We start from the raw sequence: 23,563 nt of genomic DNA, 5'->3' as shown, positions 1-23,563 counted from the left end.
AAGTGAGCGCACCAATGCCGCGGCCGAGCGCCGCTCAAGAAGATCTGGTCCGGCAGGCCGGGCGTGCTTTGGCGCGCCACGGCCTCGTCCATGCCTATGGCCATTGCAGCATGCGCCTCGACGAGGGCCATTTCCTGGTCTCGCCGGCGAAGCCGCTCGGACTCGTTTCCGACGAGGACATTTGCAGCGTCGTGCCCCTCGACGGCCCCTTGCCGGACGGCGTTCTCGGCGAGGTCCGTATCCATCGCGAGATCTATCGCCGACGGCCCGAGGTCGGCGGCGTCGTGCGCTCGATGCCTCCTAGGGTGATGACGCTCGGCACGGCCCGGATCACGCCAAAGCCACGGCACGGTTTCGGCAGCTATTTCGCGCCGCAGCCGCCGCTCTGGGACGATCCGCAATTGCTGCGCAACGACGAGCAGGCGGCCACTCTCGCCGAGCAGATGGGCCCGGCCCGGGCCATTGTCATGCGTGGCAACGGCGCAGTAACGGCCGGCGGAAGTCTGGAAGAGGCGGTGGTGCTGACCTGGTATCTTGAGGACGCGGCACGCGTCGAATTCGAGACCCGGGCTGCCGGGATCGCCGACGCCGGAGTCGTCCTCGGCGAGGCGGAAGTCGCTCAGCGCGCAACCTGGTCCGGCGCGATCCTCGACCGGATGTGGGCCTATCTGACGACGCCGCAGCGCTGAGGGCCGACGGCGTTCCCCTCACTCACCATCTCCGTCATTCCGGACAAGCTGCGGAGCAGCGCAGCTCCGGAATCTATCGAAGGGCTTCGAACTCCACGATGGATTCCGGAGCTGCGCTTCGCTGCGGCCGGAATGACGGGGAAAGTTGATCGAAAGACCCACGACACAACCTCGTCCGAACGAAACAAAGCCCCGCGCGGGAGAGCGCGGGGCTTCTGGCCGCCAGCCTGGATAGCTTGGGGAGCGTGGCGGGCGGCCGGGAGGAATGGCGGCTCGGGAGAGACCGCCGCCCCGGCGCGAAGGCATGGAACGTGGGGAGCGTTGCCGTCGCGCCGGAAGCTTGGGATCAGGATTTATCTGTCAGGCCTGTCCTGCCTCGGAAAACCGGTTTCCACTTGTCCGGGACATGCCTCAGAAGGGCAGCAGGATATCCATCACCTGCTGGCCGTAGCGCGGCTGCTGGACATCGGTGATCTGGCCGCGGCCGCCATAGGCGATGCGGGCCTGGGCGATCTTGGCCGAGTCGATGGTGTTGTCGGATTCGATGTCCTCCGGCCGGATCACGCCGGCGACGATCAATTCGCGCACCTCGAAATTGACCCTGATCTCCTGCTTGCCCTCGATGACGAGGTTGCCGTTCGGCAGCGTCTGGGTGACCACGGCGGCGACATTGGTGGCGAGCTGCTCGGCCCGGCGCACCGAGCCCGAGCCCTCGCTGGACGAATCCGAGTCGAGCTTCAGGAAGGAGCTGGGATCGGCGTTCTTCTTCCACTTGCTCTCCGCGCCGAAGAAGTTCTCGGCGCCGAGATCCTCGCCGTTCTTGCGGCTGCGCTTGGTGGTGTTGTCGAGCTGGGCCCGGTCGGTGACCTTGACCTTGACGGTGACGAGGTCGCCGACGAGCCGGGCGCGCTGGTCCTTGAAGAAGGCGCGCGAACCGGTGCGCCAGAGCGAGTTCGGCGCGTAGGAGGCGTGCTCCACGGCCGGCATCGGCATCTGCACGGGCTTGTAGCCCTTCGTCGCGGTCGGGTCCTCGATCGGCGACAGCGCCGGCGCCTGGCCGACATTGGCGAGCCGGTCGGCGGCGCCGCAGGCGCCCAGCATCAGGCTGAGACTAAGCGCGGCAGGGAGGGTAAGAGGGCTGGTCGAGGTCATGGCAATGGTCCGCAACTTGAGCAATGGGGTCAGCGAGCGGCGGCGATCTGGCCGCCGGCATGCGGGCTGACATTGACGCGCCCGGGACCAGTGACGGTTCCCTGCAGTACGCGCTTCGACTGGATATTGGTGATCGCGATGCTGTCGCCGATCGCGCCGGCCTCGTTGGCGCGGCCGCGCATGCTGATCGCGATCCCGCGCGCCTCGTAGACGATGGTGACGATCTCGCCGCGCCCGACGACTTCCTCGCGTTGGACGTCGCCGCTGCGCAGCACCGAACCGGCCACCAGGGCCCGCTTGGCAACCTTGCCGACCGCCGCTTTCATCTCGCCGAGCACGTCGTTGAACTGCGCATCGCGCGGCCGGCGCTCGATGGTGACGTCGCCTGCCTTGAGCGTCTCGCCCCGCGCGATGGTACGCAGCGGCACCACCACCTCGGCGGTCTCCACCAGCTGGCCGGAAACACGCACCGGCTTCAGCCTCGTCGCAGCGCTGCCCGGCATGGTCAGCCGGCCAGTGACGCGGCGGGTGCGGGCATCATAGTTCAGGTCGAGCGCCGCGAGGTCGCCGGTCAGCTCCGGCTCGACCACGACGGAGGGTGCCCCCCCGTCAAGCAGCAGCGCGAAGGCACGCCCGTCGAAGCCGAAGCGTTCGAGCAGGGCCGATTTCACAGCGGCTTCGACATCGAGCCCGGTGATCCGGCGCGCCGCCCGCGTCACCACCACCTGGGCGACGCCCTGGCTGTCGAGTTCCTGGGCATCGCGCAGGAGGCCGTGCTTCACCGCGGCGTCGACGATGCGGGTGACCTGGATGGTGCCGGTGTCGCCGAGCGCGGGTGCCCGGAAGGCCGGCAACGCCGCATCCTGCGGCGACAGTCCGGTGATCAGGTCGCCGAAGCCGACAATATCGCGCGACAGGGTGAGATCGGCCTTCAGCTTGAGCCTGGCGGCTGCAGCGGTCGCCGCCGCGGGTGCGCGCTCCTCGGCCGGAGTCGGAGCCTGGGCCAGCGCCATGGCCGGAAGTGCCGTCAGGGTCGCGATGATGAGAGCGGAGCGGATCATCTGGCTCATCCTCCGTCAGCGCATGATCTGGGTGGTGGACTGCATCATCTGGTCGGCGGCCGAGATCACCTTCGAGTTCATCTCGTAGGCGCGCTGGGCAGCGATCAGCGAGGAGAGCTCGGTGACCGCCTGGACGTTGCCTTCTTCGAGGTAGTTCTGCTGCAGCGTGCCGAAGCCTTCCTCGCCGCCGAGCCCGTCGATCGCCGGGCCGGAGCCGGCCGTCTCGACGAACAGGTTGTCGCCGATCGATTCGAGGCCGACCTTGTTGATGAAACGAGAGAGCTGGATCTGGCCGAGCTGCTGCGGCGCGGTCTGGCCGGGCAAGCTCACCTCGACCGTGCCCTGCGCGTTGATCGAGACGCCGGTCGCGTTGTTCGGGACGGTGATGCCCGGCTGGACGAGATAGCCGTCGCGGGTGACCAGCCGGCCCTGGCTGTCGAGATCGAACGAGCCGTCGCGCGAATAGGCGGTGCGCCCGTCCGGCATCTGGATGCGGAAGAAGCCCTCGCCGCGGATGGCGACGTCGTATTCCTTCTCCGTCGGGCTCAGGTTGCCCTGGCTCATCACCCGCCCGGTCGAGGCGGTCTTGACGCCGGAGCCGACGAAGGTGCCGGCCGGAACCTGCGTATTCTGGTCCGAGGTCTGCGTACCGGCGCGGCGGAAGTGCTCGTAGAGCAGGTCCTGGAAATGGATGCGCTGGCGCTTGTAGCCGGTGGTGCGGACGTTCGCGATGTTGTTGGAGATGACCTGGACGTTGAGTTCCTGGGCCATCATGCCGGTGGCGGCGGTGTAGAGTGCGCGCATGGATCTCGCTCCTTCCGCGTCAGGCTTGCTGATCGGCCAGGCGGGAAATCGCCTTGGCACGCAGTTCGTCGGTCTTGCCCATCATCGCCGAGAGCGTCTGGTAGGCGCGCTGGACCTCGACCAGCCGGGTCATCTCGACCACGGCCTTGACGTTCGAGCGCTCGATCGCTCCGGTCTCGAGCCGTGCCTGCGGCCCGGCGGGCTGGGCGGCGGCGGTCGAGGAGAACAGGTTGGCGCCGTCGCTGGCCAGCGCCCGGGGATTGTCGAAGCGAACGATCCTGAGCTTGCCGCGCTGGCCCTGATCGGAGGAGACCGTGCCGTCGGTGGCGATGCGGGCATTGCTCTCGGTCGAGCCGAACACGATCGGCCCGCCATCGCCCAGCACCGGCTGGCCGGCCTGGGTCACGAGCTGGCCGCGGCCGTTGATCTCGAGCGAACCGGCGCGGGTGTAGCGTTCGCCCTGCGCGGTCTGGACGACGAGGTAGTTGTCGCCCTGCAGCGCGACGTCGAGCGGGTTGCCGGTGCGCTCGATCATGCCGCCGGACAGGTCGATCGGCGTGCCCTTGTCGATGACATAGGAGAGCCGCCGATCCATGGTCGGAAAGGTGTCGGCCTTCGCCGTCGGCGAGATATACTCGGCAAAGCGGGCGGAACGGGCCTTGAAGCCGTTCGTGCCGACATTGGCGACGTTGTTGGCGATGACGTCGAGCTCACGCGCCAGAGCCATCTGGCGCGACAGGCTGACGAGAAGCGCGTTTTCCACGGCTCCTGCTCCCGATCTGTCCCATGGCCGCCCCGACGCTCCCCAGCGCGGTGGCCACGGCAAACAGGTGGCAAGCGACGTGCCAACATGGTTAATCCGCACAAATTATTGATATCATTGGAGATAGATTGGAAGGCGCCCTTCACCAACACTGGACGGAAACCGCCTGCGCGGCAGAAACGACCCGGCAGAAATTGCCGCCCTTAACGGGCCGTTAACCGTAACCGGGCGAAGGTTAACGCCAGAGAGACGGGCCGGGGCGGCGCCCGTCGCGGGCGGGCGGGCCAAGATGGCGAAGACGGCGAACAAGGACGACGAAGCCGCCGAAGGCGGCGCCGGAGAGGCGCCGAAGCCCGGCAAGAAGAAGCTCGTCATGATCGGCGGCGCCCTGGCCCTCGTCGCCGCGCTCGGCGGGGGCGGCTGGTTCTTCTTCATGAAGAGCAAGCCCGCCGAGGAAGTGACCGCCGAGCAGGCCGCCGCCGCCGCCAAGAAGCTGATCACCTTCGTCGAGATGAAGGACATGATGATCGGCATCACCGCCGGCCCGCAGCAGGAGCGCCAGCCGATCGTCAAGATCAAGGTCGCGCTCGAGATCGCCGATCCCAAGACCGCCGACCAGGTCAAGCCGCTGCTGCCGCGCGTCGAGGACGCTTTCCAGGTCTTCATGCGCGAATTGCGCCCCTCCGACCTCGACGGCTCGGCCGGCATGTACCGCCTGAAGGAAGAACTGCTGCGCCGGGTCAACGTCACCGTCTACCCGGCCAAGGTCGACGCCGTCCTCTTCAAGGAATTGCTGCTGCAATAGCGGCAGCCAGATCGCGCAAAGCAGACCGCCATGGCCAACGACGATCTCGAAGCCCAGGACAAGGACAAGGTGCCGCTGACGCCGGAGGGCATGGCGGCCGAATGGGCCACCATGTCCGACGTCGTCTCGGACGAAAGCGGCGAGGCCGAAGCCAATATCGATCGCCTGATGAATCAGGAAGAGATCGACACCATGCTCGGCTTCTCCATCGGAGATGACGGCAAGGGCGGGCGCAACGGCATCCAGGCGATCGTCGATTCGGGCTCGGTCACCTATGAACGCCTGCCGATGCTCGAGATCATCTTCGAGCGTCTCGTCCGCCTGCTCTCCACCAGCCTGCGCAACCTGTTCAGCGACAATGTCGAGGTGACGCTGGAGGGCATCCGCTCGGTGCGTTTCGGCGACTACATCAACTCGATCTCGCTGCCGGCGATGCTGGCGGTGTTCAAGGCCGAGGAATGGGACAATTTCGGCCTCGTCACCATCGAGTCCGCCCTCACCTATTCGGTGCTCGACACCATGCTCGGCGGCAAGCGCGGCCAGGCGGCGGCACGCGTCGACGGACGCCCCTTCACCTCGATCGAGATGAGCCTGCTGCGCCGCGTCATCGGTGTCGTGCTCAGCGATGCCGAGGCCGCCTTCCGGCCGCTCTCGCCGGTGAACTTCAAGATCGACCGGATCGAATCCAATCCGCGCTTCGTCTCGATCTCGCGCCCGGCCAATGCCGCGATCCGCGTCGAACTGCGCTTCGACATGGAAGGGCGCGGCGGCTCGCTCCATCTGCTCCTGCCCTACGCCACCATCGAGCCGATCCGTGAACTGCTCCTCGAGAGCTTCATGGGTGAAAAGCTCGGGCGCGACCCGATCTGGGAAAACCATCTCGCCACCGAGGTCTGGCAGGCGGACGTCGCGGTGAAATGCGTCCTCCATGAATGCACCATGCCGCTGAAGCGGGTGATGAAGCTCGAGATCGGCGACACGCTGATGTTCGACGCCCGCCCCGATTCGGTCGCCTCGCTGCGGTGTGGCGAGTTCATCGTCAGCGAGGGCCGGATCGGACGCGTCGACGACAAGATCGCCGTCCAGGTCGTCAGCCCGCTGCGCCGCTCGAAGACGACCATGGCCGCCTTCGACACCAGCCATCTCAGCCCGACATCCTGACCAGGGAGACCTGCCAATGACCATCACCCTGATCGCCGATGTCCTGGTCGCCTGCCTGCTGGTCGCCACCATTGTCACCTGCTTCGTGCTTTCCAAGCGTATCGAGCGGCTGAAGGCCGATGAGAGCGCGATGCGCCAGACCATCGGCGCTCTGATCTCCGCCACCGACACGGCCGAGCGCGCCATCGCCGGCCTGAAGCTCACGCTGGGCGATTGCGACCGCACCCTCGCCGAGCGGCTGCAGACCGCCGAGCGCTATGCCGCCGACCTCGCCCAGCAGATCGAGGCCGGCCAGACCGTGATGGAGCGCATCGGCCAGATCGTCAGCGCCGCGACCATGGTCACGCCGGCGCCCGAGCCCGTCGCGGAGAAGCCCGCCCTCTCCCGCATGGCCAGCACCGCCGACGCCGCCGCCGCGATCCGCGCCCGCGCCGCCCGCAGGCTCGAAGGCCAGGCAGCGTGATCCAGACGCCCCGCCTCATCCCGGCCGTCATCCTCGGCGCCATGGGCCTCCTGGCGCTGAAGCTGCTCGCCTGGTCGGGGGAGCCTTACCCGGGCAAGGTGCCCGCCAGCGCCCTGGTGTTGCCCGCGAAGCCGGAAAAAGAAACCTGGGGCCTCGCCAAGATCGTCGCCAAGGCCCACCAGCCCGACGCCTTCTGGGACCCGGAGACCACCGGGACGATCGACCCGCCGAAGCCGAAACTACCGCCCGAGGAGCAGGCCAAGCGCGACGCCAATCCGAACAACAAGGCCGGGCTGATGAACGGCACTGCCCAGCCGGTCTCGCCGGCCGAGAAAGCCCTGCTCGAACGCCTCGGTCAGCGCCGCGATGAGATCGAGGCGCGCATGCGCGAGCTCGACATGCGCGAAAAATTGCTCGACTCGGCCGAGAAGAAGCTCGGCGGCCGGGTCGACGACCTCAAGGCGCTGGAAGAGAAGGTCGAAGGCCCGCGCAAGCAGGAAAGCGAGGCCAATCAGGCGGTCAAGAACCTGGTGATCATGTACGAGACGATGAAGCCGAAGGACGCCGCTCGCGTCTTCGACCGGCTGGCGCTCGACATCCTGGTTCCGGTCGTCCAGCAGATGAGCCCGCGCAAGATGTCGGACGTGCTCGCGGCGATGTCGCCGGAGGCGGCCGAGCGCCTCACCGTCGCCCTCTCAGTGCGCGGCCGCCCCGCCGTCGCCACCGAGCGCGCCCCGGCCCCGACGCCGGCCGGCAACGAGCTGCAGGCGATCGAGCCCGCGCCGAAGCGCTGAGGCCGCCCGTCACTGCTGAACGGTGATGCCGCTCTCCTTGATGATCGTCGCATAGGTCGCAACGTAGCGGTCGATCACCTTTTCGAACTCGGCGCCCGGCCGTGCCAGCACCGTGAAGCTCAACCCCTGCAGACGCTCGCGCACATCAGGGCGCGCCAGCGCCGTGAGCCAGGCGCGCTCCAGCGCCTCGCGGGCCGGCGCCGGCGTATCGCGCCGCACCATGATGCCGAACCAGCTGTCCGACAGCAGGCCCGGCAGGCTGAGCTCGGCGAAGGTCGGGACACCCGGCAATTCCCGTACCCGCTGCTCGGCCGTCACCGCGAGCGCGATAAGCTTGCCTTCTTCGATCGGCTGCACGACGTCGGGCAGGTTGCTCAGCGCGAAATCGATCCGGCCGGCATAGAGGTCGACGAAGAGCTGCGAGGTCCCGTTATAGGGCGCATGCACCGCCTTGCCGCCGACGAGGCGCAGGAAATGCTCAGCGCCCAGATGCGGCGAGGTGCCGATTCCCGGCGAGCCATAAGTCATCGAACCGCCGCCCTCGCGCAGGCGCTTCACGAAGCCGGCCCAGTCCGTCTTGAGCGCCGGCGCGACCGTCAGCACATGCGGCACCACCGTCGCCTGCACCACCGGAACGAAGGCGCGCTGCCAGTCCGCAGTGCGCGTCCGCAGCGTGATGTTCGCCGCGAAGCTGTTGGCGATCATCAGCATGGTATGCCCGTCCGGCGGAGATTTCAGCGTCTCGGCGCCGGCGATGACTGTCGCCGCTCCCGCGATGTTCTCGACCACGACGCTCTGGCCGAGCGTGTCCTTGAGGCTCTCCTGCGCCAGCCGCGCCACCGGGTCCATCGAGGTGCCCGCGGTGAACGGCAGGATGAGACGCACCGGCCGTTCCGGCTTCCAGACAGCCTGTGCCTTTGCCAGCGTCGGCAGGGTCAATCCCGCCAGGAGAAGCGCACGTCGATCGAGCAACATCGGGATCCCCTCCACTTGACCGTTCGATTTCCGGCAACGCATCACATCGATGAAAGCGATCAGGCAGACGCCTCGATCACGATGTCCCGCGGCAGGCCACGCACATCCATCTCGTAGTCGAGCACCGCCACCGGCGGCCGCGAGAAATGCCAGGTCACGGCGCGGCCGAGGCTGGTGATCGGCAGGAGGACCTCGGTCAGCAACGAGTGGATGTCGCGGACCGTGTAGACATTGGCGACCGTGGCGTCCGCCCAGCCATAACCGAGCCCGGCGAGGCGGCGCTCCATCTCGCCCATCACCCATTGCGCCTTGGCACGCACGCCCTCGGGCGAGGCGTCACCCGGCCGGATCGTGCCGTGCGCGTAGCTCGCGCCGCCTTCGGGCGCCTCGCCGCTGCCCGCCACCACGAAGCTCGCCCGGGCGCCATCATCGGGAACGGTGTAGCTGAAGGCGTGCAGTGACACGGCCTCCGGCCTCCCGAGCTCGGGACAGATATTGGTGCGGGCGACGGGATTCACCTGTCCCTGCAGGATGCCCCATTGATCGAGCCGCGAGGCATAGAGCCGGTTGAAGGCATCGAAGCCACCTTCCGAGAAGGGCTCCGGCGAGCGCAGCTCGCAGGCGCAGAGCGCCGTCAACGGCCGGCCGACCCGCTTCAGATGCGCCTCGATGAGCGCAAGGCCCCTGTCCAGCGCAACCGGGCTCGTCAGTTGCGCCCGCTCGATCCGGAAGCCCGGCTCGGCCGCGACCCCGCCCGAATACTGGTAGACGGCCGGAATGAACCTGTAGCTGCCGTCCTGGCTGGTGCGGGTGGTGTACATCGGATCGCTTCCTCGCCTGATTTTCCTAGTCGTAGAGGGCGGCCCCGCAGCTTAGCCAGCACGGTTTCGCGGAGAGATCGTTGCCGATCCGGCAACACTTACCTATGGTCTGAATCTCTCGCATCGACTGCGGCCCGTTGCCATGTCGCTCACCCGTTATCGCTATTTCGCGCTCGTCGCCGATCACGGTTCGGTCCGCGAGGCGGCCGATGCGCTCCGCGTCGCGCCCTCGGCGATCAGCCGCCAGATCGCCGGCCTCGAGGAGGAGTACGGCACGGCCCTGTTCGAGCGCCGGGCACGCGGCATGCGGCTGACCACGGCGGGAGCGGCCGTGCTGGAGACGGCCCGGATCATCCTCGACAGCGTCCAGACCGCGCGCGCCGCGGTCGACGAGCTCCAGGGCATGAAGCGCGGGCATGTCCGCGTCTGGACGGTCGAGGGCGCGATGGACGACTTCGTCTATCCGGCGCTTGCCGAATTCTCGGCCGCCCACCCGTCGGTGAGCTTCGATATCATGGTGGCGAGCTCCGACCAGCTGGTGCAGCGCCTGCTCGACGACGAGGCCGAGGTGATCGTGGCGTTCAACCCGATCCTGCATCGCAGCGTGCTCTCGCTCGCCGAGATCGCCGACGCACTGGTCCTCGCCGCCCATCCTGGCGACGCCGTCGCGCAGCGGCAGTCGGTCAGGATCGCGGAGATCGGCGAGATGCGCCTTGCCCTCCCCGACCGGACCTTCGGCCTGCGCCGCCTCGTCGACGACATGGTCGCGGCCAGCGGCGTCGCGCTCAAGCCGGCGCTGGTCACCAATTCGATCCAGTCGCTGCGCTCCTTCGCGCGAGCCGGCCTCGGCGTCAGCGTCCTGACGCGCTGCGCGACACGGCGGGACGTCACCGAAGGACGCCTGGTTGCCGTTCCGCTCCAGGGTCGCAATCTGCGCAAGGCCTGCCTCAAGATCTGCGTGCGCAACGGGCGCACCCTGTCGCCGGCGGCACGGGCCCTGTCGCGACATCTGGCGCGCAGCGCGCGCAAATATGCGGCCGGGCACGCCTGAACTGCCTCGTGTTTTCCACGTCGCACTGCCGCTGCATCCCACTTCACGCGCTCTAATTCGGAGTCGGCAGAAACACCGCTCGACGCGCATATCTGTTCTGACGCATTGCTCTTCTAGTCGTGGGCTGGGCCCTTGCCCACGCTATTCCAATTATGCCCTTGATATCTCAAGGCTTCTTGTTGAGAATAACCTTTGTTATGATTCACATGGCGGCCTAGCGAGAAAAGTCCATGGCAGAAAAATCCGGAGCAAATGAAAAACGCTTAACTGCATACAACTCAGTCAGAGCTGAAATAAATCAGAGATTTACGCTAAGAGATCAGGCTCTTTTTGTTTTTATGGCCGCATCTGGTGCATACACAGCACTATCAGTCGAAAAACACCAAAAACTAATTAGCTCTTGTACGACATCAGTGAGTCATTTCGAATCCATACTGCTACTTTTACCAATTCCATTAATATCTTTAGCATTCACTAACATTGCTCTCGGACATCATTTAGTTATTGATAAATTATGGAATTATATTTTGATTGAATTGAAAGATAAATCTGGTACAAAATTCTGGGAAGAATCTGATCTGGCGAAACAAAAAGTATATTTTTTAGACGGAAGAACCTTATCACAAATGATAATATTGAGCACTCCGTGTTTATATCAAATAGTCATTTCTATATATATTATAAATTTCTGCAAAATAGATTCCACTGAAATTCTATATTACGCATCTGCAATTATCCTTGATGCAATGGTATTGTATTATAACGTAAAAAAGCACTGGGATGTGCACAAAGAGCGCAAGATTAGATATGAAAAATTGAATACAAACTGATAAATATGACATCATGACCCGACTCAGAAACGAGCCGATCTGGCAACAATCAACGCGCTTTGCTCCATGGTTTCCTGCGGCAGTCAGCGCCGATCCTTCGAACAGATATCTGGTTATGCCGTCTTACGATGAAGCACTCTTAACCCCCCGTTATCCTTGACGGGCTAGCCTCCGCGCAGGTTGGAGCGGCCTGTCGCCGCTCTTCCTATCGCGTCGGGTTGAGTAGCGGTCGTGCGTATCTTGCGGTCCCTGAGCTTCGGCATCGGCCTGGCGGCACTGAGCCTTGCTGCCGGCTTTGCCACGCCGGCAACGGCTGCCACCGCGACCTTGCGGGGCGAAGCCATGCGCGCCGGCTTCGGCCGCATCGCCTTCACCTTCGACGAACCGGTGACGACGCGGGTCCGCGTCGCCAACGGCGTCGTCATGATCGGCTTCAGCCAGCCGGTGAAACTCGACCCGAGCCGGCTCGCCGCCGAGCTGCCGGCCTATGTCTCCGTGATCAGGATCGACCCCGACGGCCGCGGCTTGCGCCTGGCGCTCGCCCGGCCCTATCGCGCCAATCTGCTCGAAGCCGGCGACAAGGCCTTCGTCGACCTGCTGCCCGAGAACTGGACCGGCCAGTTGCCGGGCCTGCCGCCCGAGGTCCTGGCCGAGCTCACGCAGCGCCTGCGCCTCGCCGAGGCGCGCGCCCGCGACATCGCCCGCATGCCGGCTCCTGCGCCGAAGCCGCTGGGCTTCCGCACTGCCCGCCTGCCGACGCTCGACCGGCTGATGTTCTCGGCGCCGCCCGAGGCTCTTCTTACCCCCAGCCTGGATGACGGCAAGCTGACGCTGAGTTTCGACCAGCCGCTTGCGGTGACGCCATCGCAGATCCGCAGCCTGCTCCCGGCCGACTTCACGCTGGAGCAGGCGACGATCGCGGACGACCGCACGCAGCTCGTCTTCAGCGTGCCGAAGGATCGTCAGCTCCGCAGCTTCCGCGACGAGGCCGGCTGGACCATCGACCTGCCCTATCCCGGCGCCGCCGCCCCGCTCTCGCTCGCCGATCTGCAGGCCGCCGCCAAACCGGCCGAGACCAGGCCGGCGGAGGGCAAGGCCTCCGAGCCGAAGCCGGCGGCAGCGCCCTCTCCTGCTCCGAAAGCCGAGGCACCGGCGGCTCAGCCCAAGCCCGTGGTCGCCGTCGCGGCCGATACGCCGCCCCGTGATGTCGAGATCGCCTCCGCGGCCGACGGCGATGGCGGCCGCATCGATTTCCGTTTCTCACGGCCGACGGGCGCTGCCGCCTTCACCGAGCCTGGACGAGTCACGCTTGTCTTCGACACCCGTGACACGCTCGATCCGGACAAGCTCAAGGGCGTTCTGCCTGCGCTGATCGAAGGCGTCACCGTCACCCGCGAGGCCAAGGTCACGCTCGTTCGGCTGAAGACGCGTCGCCAGCAGTTGGTCCGGCTTTCCGACGACGGGCCGCAATGGTCGCTGAGCTTCGGCGACAAGGCCGGCAAGCCCGCCGTCGCGCTCACGCCCCGCCGCGACGCCGACGAGCGCGGCCAGACCATCGTCGCCGTGCCGGTGCCGGGCCTGACCGGCGTGCACTGGCTGGAGAACAGCGAAGGCGGCCCCAACCTTGCCGTCGCGACCGCGCTCGGGCCGACACGGGCGGTCTCCAAACCCTATCGCTTCCTCGAATTCGGGCTGCCGCAAAGCGCCCATGGCGTCGTGGTCAGCGCCATCGCGGACGATCTTGCCGTCCGCGCCGACACCGACGAGGTCCGGATCGGCCGCCAGAACGGCCTGATCGTCAGCCTCGATGCCGAGAAACCGCGCGAGACTGAGAAGAAAAGCGTGCAGGCGGCTGCCCACCCGCTGCTCGACAGCGAAGCCTGGTCTGCTTTGCACACCCCCGATATCCGCGACCGCACAGCCAGCCTGCTGCGCGAGGTCGCCGGCGCCTCACGCGGTCGCAAATCCGAGACCCGGCTGGCGCTCGCCCGCTTCCTCGCCGCCAATGGCATGATGCCGGAAGCGGCCGGGCCGCTGAACGCGCTGCTTGCCGACGATGCCGCGATGCGCGGCAATCGCGACGCGCTCTTCCTGCGCGGGCTGATCGCCACCCGCATGCATCGCAGCGCCGAGGCATTGAAGGCCTTCGAGGCCGCACCGATCCGCGACGAGGCCGAAACCGGGCTCTGGCGTGCCCTCTCCGAACAGCGGCTCGGCCGCAATGCCCTGGCGCTCGCCGGCTTCCGCCAGGCCGAGAGCATCCTCGACCGCTACCCCGCCGATCTCCAGGCCGAGTTCCGCCCGGCAATGGCGCGGGCCGCGCTCGCCACCGGCGAGGCGGGCGTGGCGGAAAAGCAGATCGGCCAGCTCGCCGAGATGCCGGAGGATCTGGTCCAACCCGAGGAGCTGGAGCTTCTGCGGGCCAGGCTCGACGATGTCAGCGGTCGGCCGGAGGCGGCGATCAACGGCTACAAGCCGCTCTTCGAAGCGAAGGCACGGCCGATCGCCGCCGAGGCGCAACTGCGCGCCGTCAAGCTTGCCCGCGCCGAAAAGCGCGCGGATTTCTCAGCCGACGAGGCCATCGCCCGGCTCGAGACCGTCTCGGCGATCTGGCGCGGTGGCGAGATCGAGATCGAGGCGCTCGCCGAGCTTGGCCGCCTCTATACCGAACAGCAGCGCTGGCGTGACGCCTTCCAGACGGCGCGGCGGGCCAATGAGGTCTTCCCGGAACATCCGGCGACGCGGCTGCTGTATGACGAGACCGCCCGGAGCTTCGAGGCGCTGTTCAGCGATCCCAATCTGGAGAAGCTGCCGCGGCTCGAGGCCCTGGCACTGTTCTACGACTTCAAGGACTACCTGCCGATCGGCCGGCGCGGCGACGAGATCACCCGTCTGCTCGCCGACCGTCTGGTCGAGCTCGATCTGCTCGACCAGGCCAGCGAAATCCTGCAATACCAGATGGATCGGCGCCTGACCGGCGCCGCGCGCTCCACCATGGCGGCGCGGCTCGCGATGATCCAGCTGATGAACGGCAAGCCGGCGCAGGCCCTGCAGGCGATCGTCTCGACCCGGCTCGCCGAACTGCCGGCCGATGTGAAGCGCGCCCGCCTGCTGCTGGAGGCCAAGGGGCTCTCCGATCTGTCGCGCACCGACCAGGCGCTCGACCTGCTCGAAGGCGAGAGCGGCCCGGAGGTCGACCGGCTCAATGCCGACATCCTCTGGAGCGGCCGGCGCTGGCGCGAGGCCGGCGAGGCGCTAGAGCGCATTCTCGGCGAGAGCTGGCGCGGCCAGGCGCCGCTGGGCGACGGCGAGCGCGCCGACGTGATGCGTGCCGCGATCGGCTATGTCATGTCGGACGAGTCGCTCTCGCTCGACCGGCTGCGCACCAAGTTCGCCGCCAAGATGGCGCAGGGCGCCGATGCCCGCCTGTTCGGCTTCGTCACCGGTGCAAGCCGGGCCAGCGCCGCCGACATCCGTGAAGCGGCGCGCGCCGCCGCCGGCTCCGACACGATGAGCGACTTCCTCAAGGAATACCGCAAGCGCTACCCGGCCTATTCCAGCAGCGTGCGCGAGCGGCGCAAGCCCGCCGAGACCGATGCCGCCAATGCCGGGCCGAAGCCGGGCCAGGGCTGAGCGGATGCTTCAGCTGCCGTAACTCTTGACCAGCGAGCCGGCGACCAGCCCCCAGCCGTCGACCAGCACGAAGAAGATCAGCTTGAACGGCAGCGCCACCGTCACCGGCGGCAGCATCATCATGCCGACCGACATCAGGATCGAGGCGACCACGAGGTCGATGATCAGGAAGGGCACGAACAGCAGGAAGCCGATCTCGAAGGCACGCCTGAGCTCCGAGATCATGAAGGCCGGCACCAGCACCTGAATCTGGATGTCTTCCGGCTTCTCCGGCTTCGGCTCGCGCGACATCTCCATGAACAGCGCCAGGTCCTTCTCGCGCACATGCTTCAGCATGAACTCGCGGAACGGCACGATGCCGCGCTCGAACGCCTCCTGCGGCTGCATCTGCCCGGCGATCAGCGGCGCCCCGGCGACGCGATAGGCCTCCTTGAGGGTCGGCGCCATCACGAAGCCGGTCAGGAACAGCGAGAGCCCGATGATTACCGCATTGGGCGGTGCGGTCTGGGTGCCGAGCGCCGAGCGCAGCAGCGACAGCACCACGGCGATGCGGGTGAACGAGGTCACCATGATCAGGATCGACGGCGCCAGCGACAGCACCGTGATCGCGGCGATCAGTTGCAGCGCCCGCTCGGTGACGCCGCCCTGGCCGAGATCGAGCGAAAGCGTCTGGGCCTGCGCCACGGCGGCGATCCCGAGCACGCCGAGCGCAACGGCGAACGCCGCCAGCCAACGCAATCCTCGTCCCCCGGGTAGCAGCCTGCCCATCATCCGTCCCCGCCCGAATCAAGGTGCGGGCTCGCGGGAACGCTAGAGCAGGAGTTGCGGCGGCACGACGGCGTTTCGGCCGCTATCCCCTACGGATAGGTCCGGCATCGCGGATCGCGTCGAAGCGAACGACACCCCGTCATTCCGGGCTCGCGGCTCCGCCACGCCCCGGAATGACGTGGGGACCTCAGCCCTTCGACTTCGGATCGCGCCCGAGCAGGCGGGCGAATTCGGCTTCGATCGCATCGACCGAGAACGGATCGTCCTCGGACGGCTTGGCGGCAGGCTTCGGCTCGTCCGCAGGCTTGGCCTCGGCAGGCTTCGTCTCCGCCGGCTTGGTTTCCGTCGACTTTGCTTCCGTCGACTTGGGCTCCGCAGGCTTCACCTCGGCCGGCTTGCCTTCGGGAGGCTTTTGCTCGTTCGGCTTTTGCTCGTTCGGCCTGGACTCGTTCTTGGCCGGCGCTTCGGCCTTGGCAGCATTCTCGACCGCATCGAGCACATCGTCGAAGACAGGCGTGAACTTGCTGGATTTGTTCGGCTCCGGTGCCGGCGGCGCCTGTTCCTTCGCGGACTCGGGCTTCTTCTCGTCCAGCTTCGGCGGCGCGAAGACCGGCGGGGCGACCAGCGGCGCCTCGAGCGCGGCCGGACGCGCGGGCCCCGGCTTCAGCCCCAGCGCCATTTCGAGCTCGGCCTCCATGTCGAGTGCCGGGCGCGCGGGCTCGGGGGTCGGGGCCAGAGCCTTGACGGGGGCCGGCGGTACCGGAGGAGCCAGCGGCGCAGCGGGCTTGGACACCGGCGCCGCTTCGGGCTCAGCTCGCGGAGCGGCCGAGCCGGGCCGCACCGCGGAGAACGGACGCTTCAGCGCCTCTTCGAGCTGGCGGGCCATGTCGCCGAGCTCGCTGGCGCTGGCGGCGGGAGCGGGATCGCGCGCCAAGGTCGCGCCGATTCCGGCGGCGCCCGCGGCGACGGCCGGAGCAATCGAGGCCGGCGCCTGGGCCGGCCGCGGCGGCTGAGGCTGAACCGGCGGCTGGACGACCGCGCGCGGCGGGGCCGCGGGCGGCGGCGAGACCGGCCGCGGCGGCGGCACGGGATCGACCGGCACTGCGGGAGCCGGCACAGGCAAAGGTGGCGTCGGCCGGATGTCCTCGACGGGCTGCGGGCGCGACTCGGGCTCGAACGCCAGCGGACGTTCCGCCTGGCCTTCGCTCGGCAGGGGCGCCGCGACGCGTCCGCCGCTGCGCACGATGTTGGTCTCGACCACCACGTCGGAGGCGCCGCCGATCATCACGAGATGCTCGACATTGTCGCGCCGCACCAGGATCAGCTGGCGCTGCCGGTCGAGATCGTAGACGTCGACCACGCCGAGGCGCGGCTGGCGGGTGCGCCCCCCGCTCTGTCCCTTGAACTTCAGCCGGCCGCCGCTCACGCGCCGCAGGAAGAAGCCGAGCAGCGCGACCAGGAGCAGCACTACTGCGAAGGCGATGATCCAACGCAGGCCGGAGGAAAGTTCGAAGCCAAACAGAGTCTGCAAGGTCTGCCTCATGAAGCGACGCGACAGCCGCCGACCGCTCTTTGTAAGGGCGATCAGGCGGATAGACGGGGTTGGCTATATCATAAGCCCCGCCAATTCGGGAAACATGGTTAGCAGATGGTTAACCCCATCACGCAGATCCCTGTGAATTAACCCGATATTAACCATGCACCCGGCAATAATTTCCCACTTCGGCAGGAGCCGACGGGAGATTGCGGCATGGCGAACAACGGCCTTGGCCTGATGGGGGCGCTGAAGACGCGGATGCACTGGCACCAGGCGCGCCAGAAGCTGCTCGCCGAGAACGTCTCCAATGCCGATACGCCGCGTTTCAAGCCGCATGACCTGCGCGCACCGTCTCCTGCCGGCAATGGCGGCGTGACGCTGGCGCAGACCTCGCCGCTGCATCTGGGCCTTTCCGGCCAGAACGGCGGCTTCGACCCGCGCGATCCCAAGCGCTTCGAGACCACGCCGAGCGGCAACAGCGTCAATCTCGAGGACGAGATGATGAAGGTCGCGCAGAACCAGTCCGACTACCAGCTCGCCGCCTCGCTCTACAGCAAGAGCCTCGGGCTGATGAAGATCGCGATCGGCAAAGGCCGGTAAGGAGCCGCGTCATGGATCTGCTCAAGAGTCTCGCCGTCGCCGCCTCCGGCCTGAAGGGCCAGGCCGGCCGCATGCGCGTCATCGCCGAAAATCTCGCCAACGCCGATTCATCACCCGAGCGTGCTGGGGCCGACCCCTATCGGCGCAAGATCGTGAGCTTCCAGGGCAAGCTCGACCGCGAGCTCGACGCGCAGGTCGTCGAGCTCGGCCGCGTCAGCCGCGACCGCAGTGACTTCCGCAGCAAATACGATCCCGGCCACCCGGCCGCCGACGCCAGCGGCCAGGTCAAGCTGCCCAACGTCAACTCGCTGATCGAGACGATGGACATGCGCGAGGCCCAGCGCAGCTACGAGGCCAACCTCAACGTCATCTCGTCCACGCGCCGGATGATCCAGCGCACCATCGACATCCTGCGCGCCTGACCTCTCACGGCTGAAGCGGAGCCAAACCGATGACCACCTCGAGCTTTGCCGCCGGCGCCTATGCCTCGATGCAGGGAATGGGCACCAGCGCCCTGTTGAAGAAGCCGGCCTCGGTCGGTGGCCTCGACGGCGCCGGAGCCGGCCTGCCCGATTTCTCCTCGCTGGTCAGCAAAGCGCTGGATTCGACGGCGCAGAGCGCCCGTCAGGCCGATATCCAGACCGGCAAAGTCGCGGCCGGCCGCTCCGACGTCGTCGATGTCGTCACCGCGGTGGCCGAGAGCGAGGCTGCGATCGAGACGCTGGTCGCCGTGCGCGACCGTGTGATCGCCGCCTATGAGGAAATCATGCGGATGCCGGTCTGACGGCCGCCATCCGAACGAACTCCTGCCGGATCGGAACAAGATGACCTCCGCAGCCATTCTCGACGTCGCCCGCGACGGTATCGTCGTCTTCCTCAAGGCCGGCGCGCCGCTGATGCTGATCGCGCTCGTGGTCGGCCTCGTCGTCTCGCTCATCCAGGCTCTGACCCAGATCCAGGAGCAGACCCTGGTCTACGTACCCAAGATCATCGCGGTCTTCGCCGCCCTGCTGCTGTTTTTGCCGTTCATGGGCGACGCTCTGGCGGGTTATATGGGCAGAGTCGCCGTCCGAATCGCCACGGGCGAATGAGTCCAGCGCCAGCCAGCGCCTCCCTGTCGTGGAGTCCGGCCGGCGCGCCTTGTTGGCGCGGGAGCCGGGTCCGCCCGATGCAGATCTCCGTCCTGCCCGAGATCAGCGCATTGTTCGTGCTGGTCTTCGCGCGTGTCGGCACGCTCGTCATGCTGATGCCGGGCATCGGCGAACGCCTCATCCTGGGGCGCGGCCGGCTCTCCCTTGCCTTCTTCGTCGCGCTGGTCATTCTGCCGATGGCGCGTGGCACGATCACCGTCCCGCAGGCCCCCGCAGCGCTGGGCGGCCTGCTGATCAGCGAAATCCTGGTCGGGCTCGTCATCGGCGCCAGCGCGCGCCTGCTGATGGGAGCGCTCCAGACCGCCGGCTTCATCATCGCCCAGACGCTCGGCCTCGGCTTTGCCGTCACGGTCGACCCGACCGGCGGCCTGCAGAATCCTTCGCTCGCCAACTTCCTCTCGATGCTCGGGATCACGCTGATCCTGGCGGCCGACCTGCATCACCTGGCGCTCGCCGCCATCCATGAGAGCTATCGTCTGCTGCCGCCCGGCGGCTTCCCCGAGATCGGCGACGTGATGACGCTCGCGGTCAAGGCGATGAGCCAGGGTTTCTCGGTCGCGGTGCAGATCTCGGCGCCGTTCATCGTCTTCGGCCTGCTGTTCAATCTCGGCCTCGGCGTGCTGGCCCGGCTGATGCCGCAGCTTCAGGTCTTCTTCCTCGCGGTCCCCGCCTCGATCCTCGGCGGCATGCTGGTGCTGCTCGCCTCGGTCGGCGTGATGATGGGCGTCTTCCTCGACGATCTCGGCGCCTTCCTGCGCCAGTTCATCGGCCTGTAAGGAGATCGGTCGATGGCGGGAGATGTCGAGAACGAAGATCGCACAGAAGAACCGACCCAGCGAAAGCTCGACGAAGCCATCGAGAAGGGCGACGTCGCGAGATCCCAGGAGATCGGCACCTTCTTCGTGCTCTGCGGCTTCACTTTGGCACTGCTGGTCGCTGCCGGCAGCGCGGCCCGCGATGCCACGCTCTCGCTGCGCTCATTCCTGATGAACGCCCATCAGGTTTCGGATGATGCGGGCGCCCTCTTCCACGTCACCAGCAAGGGCGTGATGACCGGCTTCTCCATCATGGCGCTGCCGCTCGGCTTCATCCTCATCGCCGCCTTCGCCGGCGCGCTGATCCAGCACAAGCCGCTCTGGACCACAGAGCCGATGATGCCGAAATTCGACCGGATCTCCCCGATGGCTGGCGCCAAGCGCATCTTCGGCAAGGAGGCCTGGGTGAATTTCGCCAAGGGCCTCGCCAAGATCGCCCTGGTCGGCGTCGGCGTCTGGCTGGTTCTCTGGGGCGAGCGCGACCGCCTGCAGGGCTTCGCCCAGATGGACGTGCACGCTCTGCTGCCGGCTGTTCTGGTGCTGACGATCAAGCTGATGGCCAGCGTCCTCGCCATCTTCGCGATCATCGCCATCGGCGATTTCGGCTATCAGCGCTTCACCTGGTATCAGCGCCAGCGCATGACCAAGCAGGAGCTGAAGGACGAATACAAGAACACCGAGGGCAATCCCGAGGTGAAGGCCAAGCTCAGGCAATTGCGCGCCCAGCGCGCGCGCTCCCGCATGATGGCGCAGGTCCCGAAGGCGACGGTGATCATCACCAACCCGACCCACTACGCCATCGCCCTGCAATACGAGAATGGCCAGGGCGCGCCGCTCTGCCTCGCCAAGGGCGTCGACGCGATCGCGCTCAAGATCCGCGAGGTCGCCGGCGAGCACCGCATCCCGATCGTCGAGAACCCGCCTCTGGCCCGCGCGCTCTATGCCACCGTCGATGTCGACGATGAAATTCCTGTCGAACACTATCAGGCAGTGGCCGAAGTCATCGGATACGTCTTGCGCCTGAAGCGCCGCCGCGCCTAACTCGCTGGTCGGGCAGGCCTCTCTACGCTATGCCCGGCGCCGACCCATCACCGACGGGCGACTGAAGGAAACGGACCCGCTGCAATGAGCGCAAGCACGGCACCGAGCGCGATCGACCGCTCCGACCGGCCCGGCCATGTCGGCATTATTCTCCTGGTCGCGGGCCTTCTGGTCGGCGCCGCCATCGCGCTCGGCTTCATCGCCAATGAATGGGCGCAGCCGCTGATCCTCGGCCTGCTCGCCCTGCTCTCGGTCGTAGGCGTCTTCTGCCTGTTCGCCTTCGCGATCGGGCTGATCCAGTTCGCTGGCCGCTCCGCCCGCAACGACCTGACCAAGGCGATCGTCGACGGCGCCGAGGACGGCGTCGTCGTCACCGAGGGCGAGAACCGCATCGTCTACGCCAACGAGGCCTATCTCGCTTTCGCCGGCGCCCGCAACGCCAGCGAGATCGCTCCGGTCGAGCGCCTGTTCAAGGGCCGTGCCGAGGTCTCCGAGGCGATCTACCGCCTTGCCACCGCCGCCCGCGCCGGCCGCCGGCTGTCGGAGGAGATCCGGCTGGAACCGGCGTTGAACGAGCGCGGCGCCGTCGGCTGGTACCGGGTGCGCGTGACGCCGATCACCCGCGCCGGCCGCCCGGCCTGCAAGTGGAGCGTCGCCGACGTCACCCCCGAGCGCGAGCGGCAGGAGAACGCCTTCCAGGAGCTGCAGCACGCGATCGACTATCTCGACCATGCGCCGGCGGGCTTCCTGTCGATCGATGCCGACAGCGAAGTGCCTTACCTCAACGCCACGCTGGCCGGCTGGCTCGACTATGATCTCGCCCGCTTCGGCTCCGGCGGCCTGCAGCTCGACGACATCGCCTCGCCCAACGCCGCCGCGCTGATCCAGGCCATTCGCGGCCAGCCTGGCGATGTCCGCATCGAGGTGCTCGACGTCGATCTGCGCCGCCGCAACGGCCAGTCGCTGCCGGTCCGGCTGCACCACCAGGTCGCCTTCGGCCAGGACGGACGCGCCGGCGCCTCACGCACCCTCGTGCTCAATCGCGCTGCCGGCGAGGCCGGAGCCGACCGCCATACCGATGCCGAGGCGCGCTTCGCCCGCTTCTTCCATGCGACGCCGATGGCGATCGCGACCGTCGACCGCCATGGCGCGATCCTGCGCTCGAACGCGTCCTTCGCCCGCCTGATGCAAGGCCAGGCCCAGCCAGCGACGATCCAGGAGCTGGTCAACGGCAACGGCGCCTTTGCTCAGGCCTTCGACGCCGCACTCGCCGGCAAGGGCGAGATCGCCCCGCTCGATGTGGTGCTCGCCGGCGAGGATGGCCGCTCGGCAAGGCTCTATCTCTCGCCTGTCCCGGCGAGCGAGGACACCGATGGCGAACGCGCCATCGTCTATGCACTGGAGACCACTGCCGAGCGCAAGCTCAAGGACAATATGGACCAGGCCGGCAAGATGCAGGCGGTCGGCCAACTCGCCGGTGGCATCGCGCACGACTTCAACAACGTGCTGCAGGTCATCATCAACGCCTCGGAATTCCTGCTCGCCAGCCACAAGCCGACCGACCCGTCCTTCCCGGACATCATGCAGATCAAGCAGAACGCCTATCGGGCGGCCTCGCTGGTCCGGCAATTGCTCGCCTTCTCGCGCCGGCAGACTCTGCGCCCGCAGGTTCTGGCGCTCGGCGACGTGCTCTCCGACCTCTCGCTGATGCTGAAGCGCGTGGTCGCCGACAAGATCGCGCTCGACGTCCGCCAGGGCCGCGATCTCTGGCCGGTCAAGGCCGATCTCGGCCAGCTTGAGCAGGTCGTGGTCAATCTCGCCGTCAACGCCCGCGACGCCATGCAGAACGGCGGCAAGCTGCAGGTGCGCACCCGCAACGTGCCTGCGGCCGAGGTCGGCGAGCTCGGCTACGACGCCCTCCCCGCGACCGATTATGTCCTGCTCGAGGTCGAGGACAGCGGCACCGGCATCTCGCCAGAGCACCTGGAGAAGATCTTCGAGCCGTTCTTCACCACCAAGGATGTCGGCAAGGGCACGGGCCTCGGCCTTTCCATGGTCTATGGCATCGTCAAGCAGACCGGCGGTTTCGTCTTCTGCGACTCCGTCGTGGGCCGCGGCACCAATTTCCGCATCTTCCTGCCGCGCTATATCCCCACCGAGGAGGACATCGCCGCCGAGGCCGCCGCCAAGGAGGCGCCGAAGAAGGCTGCTGCCGACCATACCGGCGCCGGCGTCATCCTGCTGGTCGAGGACGAGGACGCGGTACGCGCCCTCAACGCCCGCATGCTGGTCTCACGCGGCTACACCGTCCACGAGGCCGCCTCCGGCGTCGAGGCGCTCGACCAGTTCCAGAAGCACGAGGGCAAGATCGACCTCGTCATCTCCGACGTGGTCATGCCCGAGATGGACGGGCCGACCCTGCTCGGCGAACTGCGCAAGCGCAGCCCCTCGACCAAGGTCGTCTTCGTCTCCGGCTATGCCGAGGAAGCCTTCCGCAAGAACCTGCCGGAAGGGGAGGATTTCCACTTCCTGCCCAAACCGTTCACGATGAAGCAGCTCGTCGAGACGGTGAAGGCGGCGATGAGCTGACAATACCCATATGGCGGATGTTGCACTGACCGCGCCAACAGCTAAAACATGTCCTATACA

The 23,563-nt window shown here is 67.0% G+C and carries 23 protein-coding genes; 15 read left to right on the top strand and 8 right to left on the bottom strand.

What is annotated here, in order from left to right:
• Positions 1-14 precede the first annotated feature (14 nt).
• The gene (locus VGV58_RS28725; RefSeq protein ID WP_326877491.1) at positions 15-689 is read left to right on the top strand and encodes a class II aldolase/adducin family protein; all 675 of its coding nucleotides are present in this window, start codon (positions 15-17) and stop codon (positions 687-689) included.
• A gap of 411 nt (positions 690-1,100) precedes the next feature.
• Here the strand turns inward: VGV58_RS28725 and flgH are convergent, their stop codons facing one another.
• From flgH to flgF, 4 genes are read right to left on the bottom strand one after another with little or no spacing between them, the layout of a single operon-like run.
• The gene (gene flgH / locus VGV58_RS28720) at positions 1,101-1,841 is read right to left on the bottom strand and encodes a flagellar basal body L-ring protein FlgH (protein WP_326877490.1); all 741 of its coding nucleotides are present in this window, start codon (positions 1,839-1,841) and stop codon (positions 1,101-1,103) included.
• A gap of 29 nt (positions 1,842-1,870) precedes the next feature.
• Positions 1,871-2,902, bottom strand: a complete 1,032-nt coding sequence (flgA, locus tag VGV58_RS28715; RefSeq protein ID WP_326877489.1) for a flagellar basal body P-ring formation chaperone FlgA — start codon at positions 2,900-2,902, stop codon at positions 1,871-1,873.
• A gap of 15 nt (positions 2,903-2,917) precedes the next feature.
• Positions 2,918-3,706: a flagellar basal-body rod protein FlgG gene (gene flgG, locus VGV58_RS28710; protein WP_326877488.1), complete on the bottom strand. Its 789-nt coding sequence runs from the start codon at positions 3,704-3,706 to the stop codon at positions 2,918-2,920.
• A 19-nt stretch (positions 3,707-3,725) separates the two neighbouring features.
• Entirely contained in the window at positions 3,726-4,469 is a 744-nt protein-coding gene (gene flgF / locus VGV58_RS28705; protein WP_326877487.1) for a flagellar basal-body rod protein FlgF, read from the bottom strand.
• A 289-nt stretch (positions 4,470-4,758) separates the two neighbouring features.
• Here flgF and fliL point away from each other — a divergent pair, with 289 nt between their 5' ends.
• The 4 genes from fliL to VGV58_RS28685 are packed head-to-tail and all read left to right on the top strand — an operon-like array spanning position 4,759 to position 7,692.
• On the top strand, positions 4,759-5,274 hold the full coding sequence (gene fliL / locus VGV58_RS28700) for a flagellar basal body-associated protein FliL (protein ID WP_326877486.1): 516 nt from the start codon (positions 4,759-4,761) through the stop codon (positions 5,272-5,274).
• A 30-nt stretch (positions 5,275-5,304) separates the two neighbouring features.
• On the top strand, positions 5,305-6,435 hold the full coding sequence (fliM, locus tag VGV58_RS28695) for a flagellar motor switch protein FliM (protein WP_326877485.1): 1,131 nt from the start codon (positions 5,305-5,307) through the stop codon (positions 6,433-6,435).
• Positions 6,436-6,451: 16 nt separating this feature from the next.
• Positions 6,452-6,898: a DUF6468 domain-containing protein gene (locus VGV58_RS28690; protein ID WP_326877484.1), complete on the top strand. Its 447-nt coding sequence runs from the start codon at positions 6,452-6,454 to the stop codon at positions 6,896-6,898.
• Entirely contained in the window at positions 6,895-7,692 is a 798-nt protein-coding gene (locus VGV58_RS28685) for a MotE family protein (protein ID WP_326877483.1), read from the top strand. The genes VGV58_RS28690 and VGV58_RS28685 overlap by 4 nt, the downstream gene beginning before the upstream one ends.
• A 9-nt stretch (positions 7,693-7,701) precedes the next feature.
• Here VGV58_RS28685 and VGV58_RS28680 read toward each other — a convergent pair whose 3' ends face one another.
• Positions 7,702-8,667 carry a Bug family tripartite tricarboxylate transporter substrate binding protein gene (locus VGV58_RS28680; protein ID WP_326877482.1) on the bottom strand — a complete coding sequence of 322 codons (966 nt, stop codon included), beginning with the start codon at positions 8,665-8,667 and terminating at the stop codon, positions 7,702-7,704.
• A 59-nt stretch (positions 8,668-8,726) separates the two neighbouring features.
• On the bottom strand, positions 8,727-9,488 hold the full coding sequence (gene cnbZ, locus VGV58_RS28675) for a 2-amino-5-chloromuconate deaminase CnbZ (RefSeq protein ID WP_326877481.1): 762 nt from the start codon (positions 9,486-9,488) through the stop codon (positions 8,727-8,729).
• Between the two features lie 142 nt (positions 9,489-9,630).
• Here cnbZ and VGV58_RS28670 point away from each other — a divergent pair, with 142 nt between their 5' ends.
• The 3 genes from VGV58_RS28670 to VGV58_RS28660 all read left to right on the top strand — a co-directional run bounded on the left by VGV58_RS28670 (position 9,631) and on the right by VGV58_RS28660 (position 15,002).
• The gene (locus VGV58_RS28670) at positions 9,631-10,539 is read left to right on the top strand and encodes a LysR family transcriptional regulator (protein WP_326877480.1); all 909 of its coding nucleotides are present in this window, start codon (positions 9,631-9,633) and stop codon (positions 10,537-10,539) included.
• Positions 10,540-10,769: 230 nt separating this feature from the next.
• On the top strand, positions 10,770-11,369 hold the full coding sequence (locus tag VGV58_RS28665) for a hypothetical protein (RefSeq protein ID WP_326877479.1): 600 nt from the start codon (positions 10,770-10,772) through the stop codon (positions 11,367-11,369).
• A gap of 231 nt (positions 11,370-11,600) precedes the next feature.
• Positions 11,601-15,002, top strand: coding sequence for a hypothetical protein (locus VGV58_RS28660; protein WP_326877478.1), 3,402 nt, complete (start codon positions 11,601-11,603; stop codon positions 15,000-15,002).
• Between the two features lie 9 nt (positions 15,003-15,011).
• On the opposite strand, the gene fliP is transcribed toward VGV58_RS28660, so the two are convergent.
• Together fliP and VGV58_RS28650 are read right to left on the bottom strand one after the other, a co-directional pair.
• Positions 15,012-15,770, bottom strand: coding sequence for a flagellar type III secretion system pore protein FliP (fliP, locus tag VGV58_RS28655; protein WP_326877516.1), 759 nt, complete (start codon positions 15,768-15,770; stop codon positions 15,012-15,014).
• 187 nt (positions 15,771-15,957) lie between these two features.
• Positions 15,958-17,301: a hypothetical protein gene (locus VGV58_RS28650; RefSeq protein ID WP_326877477.1), complete on the bottom strand. Its 1,344-nt coding sequence runs from the start codon at positions 17,299-17,301 to the stop codon at positions 15,958-15,960.
• 219 nt (positions 17,302-17,520) lie between these two features.
• Here VGV58_RS28650 and flgB point away from each other — a divergent pair, with 219 nt between their 5' ends.
• The 7 genes from flgB to cckA all read left to right on the top strand — a co-directional run bounded on the left by flgB (position 17,521) and on the right by cckA (position 23,503).
• Positions 17,521-17,907 (top strand): flagellar basal body rod protein FlgB, encoded by a 387-nt coding sequence (flgB, locus tag VGV58_RS28645; protein WP_326877476.1) that lies wholly within the window; start codon positions 17,521-17,523, stop codon positions 17,905-17,907.
• An 11-nt stretch (positions 17,908-17,918) separates the two neighbouring features.
• The gene (gene flgC, locus VGV58_RS28640) at positions 17,919-18,329 is read left to right on the top strand and encodes a flagellar basal body rod protein FlgC (protein WP_326877475.1); all 411 of its coding nucleotides are present in this window, start codon (positions 17,919-17,921) and stop codon (positions 18,327-18,329) included.
• A 29-nt stretch (positions 18,330-18,358) separates the two neighbouring features.
• Entirely contained in the window at positions 18,359-18,691 is a 333-nt protein-coding gene (locus tag VGV58_RS28635; protein ID WP_326877474.1) for a flagellar hook-basal body complex protein FliE, read from the top strand.
• Between the two features lie 40 nt (positions 18,692-18,731).
• Entirely contained in the window at positions 18,732-18,998 is a 267-nt protein-coding gene (gene fliQ / locus VGV58_RS28630; protein WP_057188754.1) for a flagellar biosynthesis protein FliQ, read from the top strand.
• Between the two features lie 77 nt (positions 18,999-19,075).
• Positions 19,076-19,834 carry a flagellar biosynthetic protein FliR gene (gene fliR, locus VGV58_RS28625; RefSeq protein WP_326877473.1) on the top strand — a complete coding sequence of 253 codons (759 nt, stop codon included), beginning with the start codon at positions 19,076-19,078 and terminating at the stop codon, positions 19,832-19,834.
• Between the two features lie 12 nt (positions 19,835-19,846).
• Positions 19,847-20,914, top strand: coding sequence for a flagellar biosynthesis protein FlhB (gene flhB, locus VGV58_RS28620; RefSeq protein WP_326877472.1), 1,068 nt, complete (start codon positions 19,847-19,849; stop codon positions 20,912-20,914).
• A gap of 84 nt (positions 20,915-20,998) precedes the next feature.
• Complete coding sequence (gene cckA, locus VGV58_RS28615) at positions 20,999-23,503, top strand: cell cycle histidine kinase CckA (protein WP_326877471.1); 2,505 nt, start codon at positions 20,999-21,001, stop codon at positions 23,501-23,503.
• Positions 23,504-23,563: the final 60 nt, after the last annotated feature.

The sequence above is a fragment of the Allobosea sp. genome, assembly GCF_035944895.1.
Lineage (GTDB): Bacteria > Pseudomonadota > Alphaproteobacteria > Rhizobiales > Beijerinckiaceae > Allobosea.
This window is presented reverse-complemented; position numbering and strand designations above follow the sequence as displayed.

Excerpts from the sequence above, each read along its gene's own strand:
- fliQ (WP_057188754.1), top strand. The coding sequence starts at position 18,732 with ATGACCTCCGCAGCCATTCTCGACGTCGCCCGCGACGGTATCGTCGTC.
- fliR (WP_326877473.1), top strand. The coding sequence starts at position 19,076 with ATGCAGATCTCCGTCCTGCCCGAGATCAGCGCATTGTTCGTGCTGGTC.
- VGV58_RS28725 (WP_326877491.1), top strand. The coding sequence starts at position 15 with ATGCCGCGGCCGAGCGCCGCTCAAGAAGATCTGGTCCGGCAGGCCGGG.
- flhB (WP_326877472.1), top strand. The coding sequence starts at position 19,847 with ATGGCGGGAGATGTCGAGAACGAAGATCGCACAGAAGAACCGACCCAG.
- VGV58_RS28670 (WP_326877480.1), top strand. The coding sequence starts at position 9,631 with ATGTCGCTCACCCGTTATCGCTATTTCGCGCTCGTCGCCGATCACGGT.
- cckA (WP_326877471.1), top strand. The coding sequence starts at position 20,999 with ATGAGCGCAAGCACGGCACCGAGCGCGATCGACCGCTCCGACCGGCCC.
- flgA (WP_326877489.1), bottom strand. The coding sequence starts at position 2,902 with ATGATCCGCTCCGCTCTCATCATCGCGACCCTGACGGCACTTCCGGCC.
- cnbZ (WP_326877481.1), bottom strand. The coding sequence starts at position 9,488 with ATGTACACCACCCGCACCAGCCAGGACGGCAGCTACAGGTTCATTCCG.
- flgG (WP_326877488.1), bottom strand. The coding sequence starts at position 3,706 with ATGCGCGCACTCTACACCGCCGCCACCGGCATGATGGCCCAGGAACTC.
- flgH (WP_326877490.1), bottom strand. The coding sequence starts at position 1,841 with ATGACCTCGACCAGCCCTCTTACCCTCCCTGCCGCGCTTAGTCTCAGC.
- flgB (WP_326877476.1), top strand. The coding sequence starts at position 17,521 with ATGGCGAACAACGGCCTTGGCCTGATGGGGGCGCTGAAGACGCGGATG.
- VGV58_RS28680 (WP_326877482.1), bottom strand. The coding sequence starts at position 8,667 with ATGTTGCTCGATCGACGTGCGCTTCTCCTGGCGGGATTGACCCTGCCG.
- VGV58_RS28665 (WP_326877479.1), top strand. The coding sequence starts at position 10,770 with ATGGCAGAAAAATCCGGAGCAAATGAAAAACGCTTAACTGCATACAAC.
- VGV58_RS28690 (WP_326877484.1), top strand. The coding sequence starts at position 6,452 with ATGACCATCACCCTGATCGCCGATGTCCTGGTCGCCTGCCTGCTGGTC.
- flgC (WP_326877475.1), top strand. The coding sequence starts at position 17,919 with ATGGATCTGCTCAAGAGTCTCGCCGTCGCCGCCTCCGGCCTGAAGGGC.
- fliL (WP_326877486.1), top strand. The coding sequence starts at position 4,759 with ATGGCGAAGACGGCGAACAAGGACGACGAAGCCGCCGAAGGCGGCGCC.
- fliP (WP_326877516.1), bottom strand. The coding sequence starts at position 15,770 with ATGGGCAGGCTGCTACCCGGGGGACGAGGATTGCGTTGGCTGGCGGCG.
- fliM (WP_326877485.1), top strand. The coding sequence starts at position 5,305 with ATGGCCAACGACGATCTCGAAGCCCAGGACAAGGACAAGGTGCCGCTG.
- VGV58_RS28635 (WP_326877474.1), top strand. The coding sequence starts at position 18,359 with ATGACCACCTCGAGCTTTGCCGCCGGCGCCTATGCCTCGATGCAGGGA.